Raw genomic sequence first — 12,948 nt, forward strand, 5'->3', positions numbered from 1 at the left:
ATGGATACAATATATATGCACCCCGTGCAATAAAGTGAAAAGGGAAAGACATGAAAACGCTTATTTATGAAACGTTGATTAGCCTTGCTAACCAAGAACCAGAACAACATGCAAGAATCCGACAAAATCTCTATGAACAGTTGGATCTGCCGTTCGATAAGCAGCTGGCTTTGTATTCTTGTGCCCTTGGTCCTGCAAGTTCAGGCAAGTTGGAGAGCAGTCAAGGCATTAACAACGCGGTAGATTGCGCGGTTAAACTGCTTGAAACTCCTGAGCGCTAATTCACTCGTTGTTTTAATCACGGCCCGAACCCCAAGGGCCGTTTTTAATTGCGGTTAAATTGATTTCAACGTCGTTATTACTCTGCTCTTTCCGCTAGCACTTCTTTGAATGCAAACATGCCGTTTAATGCCGCGGGAAAACCTGCGTAGACGGACATCTGCAAAATGATCTCTTTAATCTCATCCTCGCTACATCCTACATTCAGCGCTGCATTTAAGTGCACTTTTAGTTGCGGCGCGCAATTCCCCATTGCCGTTAGCGCGGCGACGGTTGCGATTTCTCTCGATTTTAGGTCTAAGCCCGGGCGAGCATAAATATCGCCAAACGGATACTCAATGGTGTACTGAGCTAAATCAGGACAAATATCTTGTAAGCTTTCGATGACATTATGACCAGCGTCGCCATCAATTTGAGAGAGTAGTTCTAATCCTTTGTTAAAGCGTGATTGTTCCATTGGTATGTTCCTAGTGAATAAATGTAAACACACCTTAATCGTTAGAGTTAACTCTAAGTCAATGAACTTTTCCGTTTTTATACAAGGCAATTTTTTCTTCTAGAGCCGATAAGTGCTTTTTCTGCTGATCAATGTGGCGTTTGAGGTTTTCTTGGTGTTGTTCTAACAGAGCTTGACGTTGTGGTACAGATTGAGAGCCGACTTCCCTTAATTTGGCATACTCTAGAATCTCTTCAAGTGGCATTGCAGTTTCTTTTAAACGTTTAACAAAGCTTATCCAGTTTAGATCTTTCGAACTATACATTCGATGTCCACTCGCGTTTCTATGGACATGTTTAAGTAAACCGATTTTTTCATAGTATCGAAGAGTATGAGCAGATAGCCCGACGAGGTCAGAAAATTCTTTGATATTCATTATTATCCTCCAAGGTAGAGCATACCCCATAGAGATAAGCTAAGTTTCGCATTTTGAAGTCATTTCGGGACAGATACAAACAGAAATCTTTAGTCTTTTAACGCTAGGTATGGTGATTTACTGGATTTTTGAAACGCGCCAAACGTGATCCACCTGCCAGTTTCGTTTTATTAACAATTGATTACTCAACGGGTTGGCTTGGCTATTTTTATCCTTTGGGCCTATTTTAGGGCGTACGTAGGTCTTATATTTTATCTTTTTCAATTGAAATTTTTGTTAAATAAAACAATGACTTAGTGTTTTGTTGGGCTGTTTGGGGTGTATGTTGTGTGCCCGTTATTCACTCAGAACGATTTATCGCTGTGCAATGGATGAGTCGCTACGCCTTCGATTTCAGCCTTGAGTTAGTGCTAAAAGGGTGAGTGCCTCTGATGAATAGCTTTTATAATTTCGATTATTGAATTCACTCACAAAAAAATGCAAACAAGTAATCGTGAGTGGAAACGAGCAGGAGAACAACATGAGTGGCTCACAGGAAACACAATCATTCGGTGCAAACGTTATCTTACATGCGTTTGATTGGAAGTATGCTGACATTGCCCAACGAGCAAAAGAAATCCGCGAGCTTGGTTATGGCTCTGTGTTGGTTTCGCCACCAATGAAAAGCGCACACGATGAGCGCTGGTGGCAGCGTTATCAACCACAAGATTATCGTGTTATCGATAATGCCTTGGGTGATACCAAAGATTTTATTCATATGGTTCGTGAACTGGAGCAAGTTGGTGTGTGGGTTTATGCCGACGTAGTGTTTAACCATATGGCAAATGAGGCCCACCTTCGCAGAGACCTTCAGTACCCAAGACAAGAGGTCTTGGAGGAATACCAGAACGACAAACAGAAATATCAGTCGCTAGCGTTGTTTGGCGATCTATCTCAACCACTTTTTGATGAAGAGGACTTTGTTGAAGCATTCGGCATCAAAGACTGGAAAGATAAGTGGCAGGTTCAAAACGGACGTATCACAGGTGGGCCAACCGATCCTGGCTTGCCAACTCTTCGTGTTTGTGACCATGTCGTTGAGCAGCAGCGAGCGTACCTAAAGGCGCTGAAAGCTATTGGTGTGAAAGGTTTTCGTATTGACGCTGCGAAACACATGACGTTAGAGCATCTTAAGCGTGTTTGGACAGACGACATCACGCGGGATGTGCATATATTTGGTGAAATTATTACCGATGGCGGTGCGACGGAAGAAGAGTATCAGCTGTTTCTTGAGCCGTATCTACAGGAAACTCGCCTAGGTGCGTACGATTTCCCTTTGTTCTCAACCATGTTTAAGGCGTTTGCTAAAAAGGGCAGCTTCAAGTCTCTGATTGATCCCTATTGTTTTGGTCAGGCTCTGTCCCCCGGTCGTGCGATTACATTTGCTATCACACATGATATTCCTAACAATGATGTCTTTCTTGAGCTCATCATGGACGAGGAAAACGAATGGTTAGCTTATGCCTATATTCTAGGCCGAGATGGTGGTGTGCCGTTGATTTATACCGACTTAAACACTAGCGGTATTAAAGGTAAAAATGGTCAGCCAAGATGGCAGGGTGCATGGAGCGACCCGAGAATGGCAAAAATGATCCAGTTCCATAATATGACGCATGGCGAGCCGATGAGTGTTCTTGAAGGTAACGATGACATGCTCGTACTTAAGCGAGGTGACAAAGGTATTGTGGTGCTTAATAAATCACAGCGTCAACAGTCTTTGACACTAAAAATCGATGGTGATTGGGTTGATTTGATGACAGAACAAATCATTCCAAGTGACGGTAAGTTAATCGTACCATCTAAGTCGTCGATGTTACTCGTCGCGAACTAGAAGATGTACACACCGAGGTTAGCAATTTCGGTGTGTATGTTTATCATCGTCATTCACGTTCTGCTGAAATTCAATATAAACTCAAACTCTCTCGTTTTTGCTAGAAATTTATGAGCACTCGTTAACGCAACATTCTGCTTTTAAAAAAACAATTACGTCATCTAAGCACTGATATTCTGCAACACAAAAAAGGGTTCTACCCTCTCGGCGCTGGGTGAGAAGACCAGCTGAAGCAAGGCTCGAGATATGATGAGAGAGAGTGGATGCTGGAATGCCAAGCTTTTCTTGTACGCCGCCTACCGCGATACCTTTGTATCCCGCTTTGACGACTTCTTTGTAAATACTTAAACGAGTCGGATGCCCTAACTCTTTTAGTGCTTTAGCAACGGCTTCAAGCTCCATACTGACCTCTAAAGAATGACCACAGTAATTTTGTTTCGATAATAGGGAAAGTCTCAGTAAATGCCAACTATTACGATCTCAGAACAATTTAAATCAGATGAGATTCATACTGGCTCATGCCTTCATGACAACAGTTGTCTGTTCTAATGAGACAGATCAATCTTCATTATTATTTCACGCCACGTTCAAAATCCCTCGTCTACACTCAATGTTGAGTTGTCAGTTGGCAGACCAAGGAGGCGGCCATGATTGCGGTTCATAGAGATTATTGTTTGTCTAACAGTTCGGAGTTACATGCCCACGTTAAAGTCAATCCTGTCGGTAAATTAGAAGTTGAGATTGTTGAACTTCAAGAGCGCCACACCACAGAGTTTGATGATTTGTCTTTTGAGAGTCGTGGGTGTGAAACTCGAATCTGTGGTAAAGAAGACACAACTCCGTGGCAGTTCAATCTTGCAGTTACTGATGCGTTAGAGCTTTCTCATTTAGTGGAAGAAGCAAACGAAGAGTATGAGATTTTAATGAATGATCTTATGTAATATCGAGAAGATCATTTTATCCTGCACGGCGTGTGGCTCTGTACTGAAAAAATAAAAACCTCCCAAGCGGGAGGTTTTTAATATGGAGTGCGTTATCGTTGGATAGGCTCTTCTCTTGGTGGTGTTAGCTCTTGGACGTTATCTTCATTAAAGTCATCGGCGTAACCTTTAGGTGGCGGTGTCCAACCACGTTCTGACCGCGATAGTTTGTCATGACGATCTTTTTGCATCTCTTCCGCCATTTTCTCCTCTAACTGAATAAACAGTTGTCGGAAATTGTTGTCATAGCGTTCACCTTCAGAATCATCTTCCCAAGCTTTGTAGAGTATTTCTGACTTACGTGCTTCAACACGCTTATATGTCGCCTTCTGCTGTTCAACAAAGAAGGGGTGAATGCCAAGGGCTTTCATTGTGTGACCGCCCATCTCCAATGCAGAATGGTAGGTCTCTGATTCAATAATATCAGCCCCCGCTTGACGCAAAAGATAGCCATGTCCACGGTCAAAGGCACGTGCAATCACTGTTACTTTTGGGTACGTGTGCTTAACGTACTTCACCAGTTCTACACTCGATTCTTGGTTATCAATCGCCACAACCAACGCAGCGGCGTGCTCAATGCCGGCTGTATGTAGCATATCTGGTCGAGTCGCGTCGCCAAAATAGGCGCGAGTGCCAATCTGGCGCATGTTATCGACTTGGTCAGATTGATGGTCAAGTACCACGGTAGTCACGCCGTTTGATACCAACAGGCGATTCACTATTTGTCCAAAGCGGCCGATGCCGGCGATGATCACCGTGCCTGTTTCCTCAATCGTATCGCTTTCGCGTTCATTTGACTGGCTTTCAAAGCGCGGCAGAATCACTCTATCAAACAGAATAAACAAACCTGGTGTCAGGAACATCGAAATCGCAACCACTAACGCAAGAGTTTGTGAAAGTTCAAATGGGATGACGTGGTTTTGCACTGAAAAGCTTAGAAGCACAAAGCCGAATTCACCTGCTTGAGCCAAGCTTAGGGTAAACAGCCAGCGGTTGCTGCCTTTCACCCTAAATATCAGTGCAAGAATAAACAGCACCAAGGCTTTCAAAACCATCACGCCAATGGTCAATGCCATGACCAACCAGAAATCACCAAAAAGGACCGAGAAGTTGATCCCTGCGCCAACGGTAATAAAGAACAGACCTAACAATAAGCCTTTAAATGGTTCGATGTTGGATTCTAACTCGTGGCGGAATTCACTGTTCGCCAATACAACGCCAGCCAAGAAGGTTCCTAAGGCAGGAGATAAGCCCACTAAGCTCATCAGCGCAGCGATACCAATGACCAGCATGAGTGCAGTTGCGGTAAAGATTTCTCGCAAACCAGAGCTAGCCACATAATTGAGCAGAGGTCGACTTAAAAAGTGTCCACCAACGACGACGATTGCAATCGATGCTGTGATTACGATGCCGTATGCCCAGCCGGGCAACCCCGCAACGAGGCTTAATTCTTCATGGTGCGCTGCGGCTGTTTGAGCCGCGGACTGTGCCTGTTCAATTAATTCAGGTAAGGCCAATAGAGGAATGAACGCCAACATTGGTATCACTGCAATATCTTGAAAAAGCAACACGGAGAAAGCGTTTTGTCCACCTTCCGTCTTCGTTAATCCTTTTTCGCTAAAAGTTTGCAAAACAATCGCAGTAGAAGAGAGGGCGAAGATCAAACCTATGGCTAAGGCTATGGTCCAAGGCTGGTCAAAGTACAAGGCAATACCCATAATCGCCGCGACGGTACCACCGACTTGCAGACCTCCTAAACCCATTAAGCGATTGCGCATCGCCCACAACATTTTGGGTTCGAGCTCTAAACCAACGAGAAACAGCATCATCACCACGCCAAACTCGGCAAAGTGCTGGATTGTTGTTGTTTCTTCACCGACTAAACCGATAATTGGGCCAATGACCACACCTGCGATGAGATAGCCTAAAACGGACCCAAGTCCCAAACGCTTAGCAAGTGGGACTGCAATTACAGCAGCAATCAAATATACGAAGGCTTGTAAGAATATCCCTGTCATGAAGCCTCCTTAATGAGCTCTGGCAATGCGCTGTTAAGCTTGATTAATGACGCCGCAGCTTCAACATCCAACCTATCTTCGACTAAAGCTGTTAGCAGGCTCTTGTACCGCTCAACATGACGAGGGATTCGCCCTTCTTCATCTGCTGTACGTGCGCCAAACATCGCGAGAGGGGCAATGTAGTTCATGCCTGTCAGTGCGGACATTTGTTCAATAGGCGCAAGCAGTTGACGAATCGTAAAGTGGTTGTAGCCTTCTGCCTTATAAGCTTCTTCTTTGCCCCCTGCAGACAGCACACAAAGCATGGTCTTACCTTGCAGTGCTGTGCCATCTGTACCGTAAGCAAAGCCATATTCCAAAACCAGATCTTGCCACTCTTTTAAAATCGCAGGCGTTGAATACCAATATAGTGGGAATTGGAAAATCACCACGTCATGCTTACGTAAGCGTTGCTGCTCACGGTCGATATTAATATCGAAACGAGGGTATTCGCCATAGAGATCAACACATGTCACGCCTTCAATTTTTTGAGCTTCTTTGAAAAGTGGAGTATTCACTTCTGAACGATGCTGGGAAGGATGAGCAAAGAGAATGAGTACTTTTTTATTTGCCATAGGGATCCTTGCTATCTAAATAACCATGCCCAGTAGGAGCGCGGGTTGGTTAGAAAATGTAACTCATAAATGATCGCCAAGCTAGTTTGGAAAACTGTTTAAGCTGTTTCAATATCAATAAAAAACCACCAAATAAATTGGTGGTTTTGGGAAGCGTTACGTTTTACTAATCATGAATAGGGACGACTAGAATATCCACCGGTGACTTGTTAATTAAGTGTCTGGAGTAAGAAATAATCTTGCTCCAGAAATCTTGGTGGTGACCACAAATCAGAAGATCCACTTCTTGCTCTTTAATGGTAACCTCTAATTTATCAGCCAAGTCGCCAGTACCTACGAAGAAATGTTTAAGTGGGTAATCCATGTAATCACTAAATGTTTTTAAACATTCCATTGAATGCTCATTCAACGGCCTTTGATCCGGGTTTTCTTTGATGTCTACAAGCTCACGATAGATTTCTCCGTGCGTACCATCAATATGAATAAAGGATATATCGGAGTCGAGATAGTTTGCCATTGATACCGCTCTGTCGATAAGCACGGTGCTTTCATCTGACAGTTCGAGTGCAACAAGGATATGTTTGTATTTCATAACCACGCCCTTATGTGGATTATCTTTACTCTAAGCATAGTATGGCTTGGATAAAAATTGTGTTGCTAAGATCTCGAAATTGTTCAAAGACTTGTTAAAAAGTTAATGTGATATAACAACTTACTGTGAAACTTTCTTTTTGTTCACATTTGGTTAGAAAGCTTGCTTTTTGAACAAAAAAGCGGCTACACTCTGCGCATCATTTCTCTAGGAGATTACGCCAACATGAAGAACTAAACCTGTCATCCATATTTTTACTTATTTTTTGGATCTGCAGGGTTAGTAGGCGTAGCTCACTTTCCGATATTTCTTTGCAACAAGACGACTTTTTGATTTGACGTATATCGTCGAACTTTACATAGAGCTTAATGCGTTTGTGCACGCGTTTTGTTGCAATTTCAAATCATAGCTACGGCTGTTGTCCCTGTCATACAGGAGGCAAATTATGCCGGTTTTACAAGCTTTTAATGTTAGCCATCAGTTTGATAATGGCGATACGCTATTCCAGTCTATTTCTTGTTCCATGACTAAACGACGTGTTGGTTTGGTTGGGCGCAATGGCATCGGCAAGTCGCTTTTGGCTTCCATTTTAGCGGGAGAAATTCAGCCTGCCAGCGGTGTTGTGACTGCTCCCTCTTCTTTCATGATGTATCGCCAGCAGCCGTCTGATCTGCTTTCAGGTCAGCAATCGATCGCCCAATTTCTGGGAACAGACTCGGCCTTACATGCTTTGAAGCAGATTGAACAAGGTGATGTTTCTGAGCATTGGTTCGAACTGGTTGGCGAACAGTGGGATATTGAACAGAAACTCAAACAGCAGCTTGCTGCGATGGGCTTGCCGCAAGACCCTGATTTCTCTTGTGCTCGGCTCAGTGGTGGTCAGTTGGCGCGTTTGCAGTTATGGCAGTTATTTGAAAACGAAACGGATCTTTTGATTCTCGACGAACCATCCAATCACCTCGATACCGAGGCGAAACAATGGTTGATAGAGTCTATGACGCATTTCAGCGGCGCGATTTTACTCATCAGTCACGATCGTGAGCTGCTGCGAGAGATGGAGGAAATTTGGGAGCTATCGGGCCTAGGTTTACAGGCTTTTGGTGGAAATTACGATGTGTACGCCGAGAAAAAACGCACTGAACTGCAAGCGGTTGAGAGGCAGTTAGCGCAAGTCGATAAACAGAAAAAACGGTTAGCCGAGCAAGCCCAGAAAAATCGCGAAAAAGCAGACCAACGCGCCGCGCAAGGGAACAAACTGCGCAAAGACGGCAGTCAGCCCAAAATTTTGCTTGATGGAAAAAAGGATAGCGCGACCGCCAGCGCTTCAAATCGCAATAAGAATGAGCAACTCAGACAAGCGCATTTACAAGCCAAAGAACAGGCGTTGCAATCGCGACATGAGCAACTCAAGGCGCAAAAGCTTTATCTTACAGATAATCCGAACCGTTCGCGAAAAGTGTTGTCGATACAAGAAGGTATATTACCTTTTGGGAATTCTACGCCTATCACGTTGCAGATTTTTGCGAACGACAAAGTCCATCTCAAAGGGAGAAATGGCTGCGGAAAATCAACCTTGTTAAAGACGTTGCTTGGCGAGTTATCGTTGCAGAGTGGTGAGTTGCAAGTGAATACGCCTTTGTACTATCTCGACCAACATTTTGGTGCAGTGAATCCAAATCTTTCGTTACTTGAGAACGTAATGGAGAGCTGCCAAGAGATGACGGAAAGTGAAGCGAGGACCTTATTGGCCGGGATCGGTTTTCGTCGAGATGCTGTGTTTCGATTGGGGCGCCTACTGAGCGGTGGCGAGAAGATGAAGCTCGCGATGCTGATAGTCAGCAACCAAAATTCTCAGCCTTTGCTGCTGCTTGATGAACCAGATAACCATCTCGACCTCGAGTCAAAAATAATGCTTAGTCAGGCGTTAAATGTATACAAAGGTGGATTTGTTCTGATTAGTCACGACCAAGATTTCGCTTCTGAGTCTGGGGTTTTGCGCCAAATCGAGCTGACTTAGACGAAAGAGAGTAAACGCCATCGTGGCTCTTCAGTATTGTTCCCAAGTTCTACACTTCCACTTACTAGTTTGTAGAACTGGAAGGAAATGAGGGAGTTAGGATGGCTTTCACAACTCGTTTAATGAAATTAGATTCATTTTGTCGATATATAGTAGAGTTCTGATGTATTGCACAAAAAGACAACAGAAAAATAAAAAGGAATTTCATGAAAAAGAACACCCTAGCACTCACAACGGCTCTCGCACTCGGAAGTGTGTTGTCGGTGGCGTATGCAAATGAAGCGGCGCAATCGTCGGTTGAACAGGTAACCCCGAAAACCATCACGTATCCAACCACACAAAAAGTGGATGTTGTCGATGACTACTTTGGTACAAAAGTGAGTGATCCTTATCGCTGGTTGGAAGACGATCTCAGCCCAGAAACCGCAGAATGGGTTAAGGCACAAAATGCAGTGACGTTTGATTATCTGGCGAAAATCCCTTACCGCGAGCAGATTGAAGAGCGCATTACTAAGCTCATGGATTACGAAAAACAAAGCCAGCCGTTCAAAGAGGGTAAGTTCACTTACTTCTACAAAAATGACGGGTTACAAAACCAAGACGTGCTTTATCGGCAGCTAGGTGATGGTGAAGCAGAAATTTTCCTCGATCCAAATACTTTTAGTGAAGATGGCACCACATCGTTAGCGGGAGTGAGCTTTTCACGAGATGGATCTTTGGTTGCATACAGCATTTCGGAAGGCGGTAGCGATTGGCGCAAAGTCATTGTGTTAGACACAGAAACCAAAAAGCCCGTCGGTGAAACGCTGGTGGATATTAAGTTCAGTGGCATCAGTTGGCTCGGCAATCAAGGCTTCTATTACTCAAGTTATGACAAGCCAAAAGGGAGTGAACTTTCCGCGAAGACAGACCAACACAAGCTCTACTTTCATAAACTAGGGACGAAACAAAGTGAAGACCAATTAATTTTCGGTGGTGTAAAGGACGAAAAGTATCGCTACGTTGGGGGTTACACGTCGGAAGATGAACGCTACTTGTTTATCTCAGCCAGCGTATCGACGTCGGGCAACAAACTGTTCTTCAAAGACCTGAGTAAGCCAAATAGCCCGCTGAAAACCATTTTAGATAACACCAGTTCTGATACTTGGGTGATAGACAACCAAGGCACGAAACTGTACTTGGTTACGAACCTTAATGCACCGAACAAACGCGTCGTGACGGTGGATGCAAGTCAGCCGCAGCCCAAAAACTGGAAAGATTTGATTCCTGAAACAAAGAACGTGTTACGTGTTTCTACCGCGGGTGGCAATTTGTTTGCGAGCTATATTGTTGATGCGATCTCGATGGTGAAGCAATACGACATGAACGGCAAACTCATCCGAGAAATCAAATTGCCTGATATTGGCAGCGCATACGGTTTCTCGGGTAAAAAAGATGAAACCGAAGTCTACTATTCTTTCACCAACTACAAGATGCCAAGCACTACCTATCGTCTGAACATCAAAGATGGTGATAGCGAGGTGTACTACAAATCTAAAGCGCCATTTGATCCCGCTTTGTATGACTCTCGCCAGGTGTTTTACACCTCAAAAGACGGAACAAAAGTGCCGATGATCATCACCTATAAAAAAGGGACACCGATGGACGGCAGTGCACCAACCATCCTATATGGTTATGGCGGTTTCAACATTAGCCTCACGCCATCTTTTAGCCCGACACGTGCGGCTTGGTTAGAGCTTGGTGGTGTTTACGCGGTAGCGAACATTCGTGGTGGTGGGGAATATGGCAAAGAGTGGCACAACGCTGGCATTCAAATGCAAAAGCAAAATGTGTTTGATGACTTTATTGCTGCGGCTGAATTCCTAATTGATGAAAAGGTAACGTCATCAAACAAGTTAGCCATTAACGGTGGATCGAATGGTGGCTTGTTAGTGGGGGCCGTTATGACGCAACGTCCAGAGCTGTTTAAAGTGGCGCTGCCAGCAGTCGGCGTACTGGATATGCTGCGTTACCATACTTTTACCGCAGGTGCTGGTTGGGCGTATGACTACGGCACGGCAGAGCAAAGTAAAGAGATGTTCCAATATCTGAAAGATTATTCGCCAGTGCACAATGTAAAGGCGGGGGTGGAATACCCAGCAACATTGATTACAACCGGTGATCATGATGACCGTGTTGTTCCTGCTCACTCATACAAATTTGCTGCTGAGTTGCAATCGAAGCAAGCGGGTTCAAATCCGACCTTAATTCGCATCGAAACCAATGCAGGACATGGTGCAGGCACACCAACGCGTAAAATAATTGAGACAAATGCAGATATTTATAGTTTTGCACTGTTCAATATGGGAATAGAGAAACTGCAATAGTGCGAATTGTTTGCGTTTTAGTTATCGAAATGCATCGGCGCTTTATCGCTCGATAATAAAAAGGGAATCACAGAGAGTGATTCCCTTTTTATTTATTATAGGGCTACTATTCTAATCTGATGCGAGGCTAATCAAACTAAGGTTTTTTAAATTATTATAATGTTCTAATTAATCTGAAGAGTGTTGTACGATCGAAATGAAACATTGATCGCGATCACCTAAATCCATTGCACTCTCTATTTATATGGTAAGATTAATTAATCATTCGTTCTAATGATAATTGAATTTTAATAAGTTTTAATATTTCCTTCTTCGTTAGTATTACCAAATTTCAAGTTATATAAGATATAAGTAGCGGTGATTGAACTTTTACGATGCTTTATTTTATTTTAATTAAAACGTCGAATGTTTCGTCATTATTGAATTTGCTTTGATAATTTATGTTATCCAAAGCGAGTTGTGTTGCTTGCTATTTATGATGACCTCATGACGTGAATAATTTTATAATCATTAAAATGGATACAGTTTTATGAATTTAGTGAAACCGTCTGTTGCCATTATGGTTGCAGCCCTACAACTCGCGTCTTCTGCCTATGCGCAGACAAACAATAACGAAGAACTACAAGATATGTCTGACCCACTTGCGGTATACACCCAAGCTGGCTTTGGTATTACTGATAAAGGCGCGAACATCAAAATCGGTCAAACTTACCAATCTAGCCAGCCTGGTACCATGGCGATGAACATCATTGAAATGAAAGGCATTGGTGGTGAGCTATTTGGCATTCGCGACAATGACGATCCAATATATGCCAACGTTGATGACAGCATTGACTCTTTCCGACTACGTAATTTCCAAGTAGAAGTCGCAAAAGGTCTAGGCCGTCAATTAGATGTAAACTACGACGTTGATAACGATAAATTAGATGCATCTTATAGCTTTATTCAAGGTCTACCTAAGTTTGGTATGTTGCAGCTATTTCCTTTAGCTGGTGCGGGTGTCACTATTGCTAATGATTTTAGTGGTGATGACAAAGGTTATGAAATTCCAGGTACTTTCACTGTTGTGGGTATGTACTCAAAAATTGAATTAACCGATAAAATCTGGATTAACTACAACCCAATGTATATGCATACGTTGTCAGGGTCTAGTCAATATAAAGATACTTATTATGCAGGTGAAGATAATATCTTGGCTCATGAGTTTGCGTTGTCTTATCAAATTAATCCTCGCGCAAATATTCGTTACTTTGCAAACTGGAATGATCACGTTAATTTCGGTGATGGTGATCACCGTATCGAATTTAACTACCAATTCTAACTCCCTCGTTTATTTCCAG

General features: G+C 43.4%; 12 protein-coding genes. 6 read left to right on the top strand and 6 right to left on the bottom strand.

What is annotated here, in order from left to right:
* Window positions 1-50 precede the first annotated feature (50 nt).
* Complete coding sequence (locus R7E78_RS11825) at window positions 51-281, top strand: PAS factor family protein (protein ID WP_005375384.1); 231 nt, start codon at window positions 51-53, stop codon at window positions 279-281.
* 77 nt (window positions 282-358) lie between these two features.
* Here R7E78_RS11825 and R7E78_RS11830 read toward each other — a convergent pair whose 3' ends face one another.
* Window positions 359-736, bottom strand: coding sequence for a carboxymuconolactone decarboxylase family protein (locus tag R7E78_RS11830; protein ID WP_042521541.1), 378 nt, complete (start codon window positions 734-736; stop codon window positions 359-361).
* Window positions 737-794: 58 nt separating this feature from the next.
* Window positions 795-1,151, bottom strand: a complete 357-nt coding sequence (locus tag R7E78_RS11835; RefSeq protein WP_203345626.1) for a MerR family transcriptional regulator — start codon at window positions 1,149-1,151, stop codon at window positions 795-797.
* Window positions 1,152-1,671: 520 nt separating this feature from the next.
* Between R7E78_RS11835 and R7E78_RS11840 the strand changes: the two genes are divergently transcribed.
* Window positions 1,672-3,021, top strand: a complete 1,350-nt coding sequence (locus R7E78_RS11840; RefSeq protein ID WP_203345627.1) for an alpha-amylase family protein — start codon at window positions 1,672-1,674, stop codon at window positions 3,019-3,021.
* Window positions 3,022-3,129: 108 nt separating this feature from the next.
* Here R7E78_RS11840 and R7E78_RS11845 read toward each other — a convergent pair whose 3' ends face one another.
* A complete protein-coding gene (locus tag R7E78_RS11845; protein ID WP_047101698.1) occupies window positions 3,130-3,423 on the bottom strand; it encodes an ArsR/SmtB family transcription factor in 294 nt (97 codons plus the stop codon).
* 245 nt (window positions 3,424-3,668) lie between these two features.
* On the opposite strand from R7E78_RS11845, the gene R7E78_RS11850 reads away from it, so the two are divergent.
* Window positions 3,669-3,962, top strand: a complete 294-nt coding sequence (locus tag R7E78_RS11850; protein ID WP_005375389.1) for a hypothetical protein — start codon at window positions 3,669-3,671, stop codon at window positions 3,960-3,962.
* Window positions 3,963-4,054: 92 nt separating this feature from the next.
* Here the strand turns inward: R7E78_RS11850 and R7E78_RS11855 are convergent, their stop codons facing one another.
* The 3 genes from R7E78_RS11855 to R7E78_RS11865 all read right to left on the bottom strand — a co-directional run bounded on the left by R7E78_RS11855 (window position 4,055) and on the right by R7E78_RS11865 (window position 7,225).
* Complete coding sequence (locus R7E78_RS11855) at window positions 4,055-6,019, bottom strand: monovalent cation:proton antiporter-2 (CPA2) family protein (RefSeq protein ID WP_005375390.1); 1,965 nt, start codon at window positions 6,017-6,019, stop codon at window positions 4,055-4,057.
* Complete coding sequence (locus R7E78_RS11860) at window positions 6,016-6,633, bottom strand: NAD(P)H-dependent oxidoreductase (protein ID WP_318057893.1); 618 nt, start codon at window positions 6,631-6,633, stop codon at window positions 6,016-6,018. Before R7E78_RS11860 ends, R7E78_RS11855 begins: the two co-directional genes overlap by 4 nt.
* Before the next feature lie 166 nt (window positions 6,634-6,799).
* A complete protein-coding gene (locus R7E78_RS11865) occupies window positions 6,800-7,225 on the bottom strand; it encodes a universal stress protein (RefSeq protein ID WP_005375398.1) in 426 nt (141 codons plus the stop codon).
* Between the two features lie 445 nt (window positions 7,226-7,670).
* Between R7E78_RS11865 and R7E78_RS11870 the strand changes: the two genes are divergently transcribed.
* From R7E78_RS11870 to R7E78_RS11880, 3 genes are all read left to right on the top strand, one after another.
* Window positions 7,671-9,242, top strand: a complete 1,572-nt coding sequence (locus R7E78_RS11870) for an ABC-F family ATP-binding cassette domain-containing protein (protein ID WP_318057894.1) — start codon at window positions 7,671-7,673, stop codon at window positions 9,240-9,242.
* Between the two features lie 206 nt (window positions 9,243-9,448).
* On the top strand, window positions 9,449-11,608 hold the full coding sequence (locus R7E78_RS11875) for a prolyl oligopeptidase family serine peptidase (protein WP_186585163.1): 2,160 nt from the start codon (window positions 9,449-9,451) through the stop codon (window positions 11,606-11,608).
* 529 nt (window positions 11,609-12,137) lie between these two features.
* Window positions 12,138-12,929, top strand: a complete 792-nt coding sequence (locus R7E78_RS11880; RefSeq protein ID WP_005375405.1) for a hypothetical protein — start codon at window positions 12,138-12,140, stop codon at window positions 12,927-12,929.
* Window positions 12,930-12,948: the final 19 nt, after the last annotated feature.

The organism is Vibrio sp. YT-19(2023), assembly GCF_033337395.1.

Coding starts and splice junctions, on each gene's coding strand:
- R7E78_RS11825 (WP_005375384.1), top strand. CDS start 51: ATGAAAACGCTTATTTATGAAACGTTGATTAGCCTTGCTAACCAAGAA.
- R7E78_RS11830 (WP_042521541.1), bottom strand. CDS start 736: ATGGAACAATCACGCTTTAACAAAGGATTAGAACTACTCTCTCAAATT.
- R7E78_RS11835 (WP_203345626.1), bottom strand. CDS start 1,151: ATGAATATCAAAGAATTTTCTGACCTCGTCGGGCTATCTGCTCATACT.
- R7E78_RS11840 (WP_203345627.1), top strand. CDS start 1,672: ATGAGTGGCTCACAGGAAACACAATCATTCGGTGCAAACGTTATCTTA.
- R7E78_RS11845 (WP_047101698.1), bottom strand. CDS start 3,423: ATGGAGCTTGAAGCCGTTGCTAAAGCACTAAAAGAGTTAGGGCATCCG.
- R7E78_RS11850 (WP_005375389.1), top strand. CDS start 3,669: ATGATTGCGGTTCATAGAGATTATTGTTTGTCTAACAGTTCGGAGTTA.
- R7E78_RS11855 (WP_005375390.1), bottom strand. CDS start 6,019: ATGACAGGGATATTCTTACAAGCCTTCGTATATTTGATTGCTGCTGTA.
- R7E78_RS11860 (WP_318057893.1), bottom strand. CDS start 6,633: ATGGCAAATAAAAAAGTACTCATTCTCTTTGCTCATCCTTCCCAGCAT.
- R7E78_RS11865 (WP_005375398.1), bottom strand. CDS start 7,225: ATGAAATACAAACATATCCTTGTTGCACTCGAACTGTCAGATGAAAGC.
- R7E78_RS11870 (WP_318057894.1), top strand. CDS start 7,671: ATGCCGGTTTTACAAGCTTTTAATGTTAGCCATCAGTTTGATAATGGC.
- R7E78_RS11875 (WP_186585163.1), top strand. CDS start 9,449: ATGAAAAAGAACACCCTAGCACTCACAACGGCTCTCGCACTCGGAAGT.
- R7E78_RS11880 (WP_005375405.1), top strand. CDS start 12,138: ATGAATTTAGTGAAACCGTCTGTTGCCATTATGGTTGCAGCCCTACAA.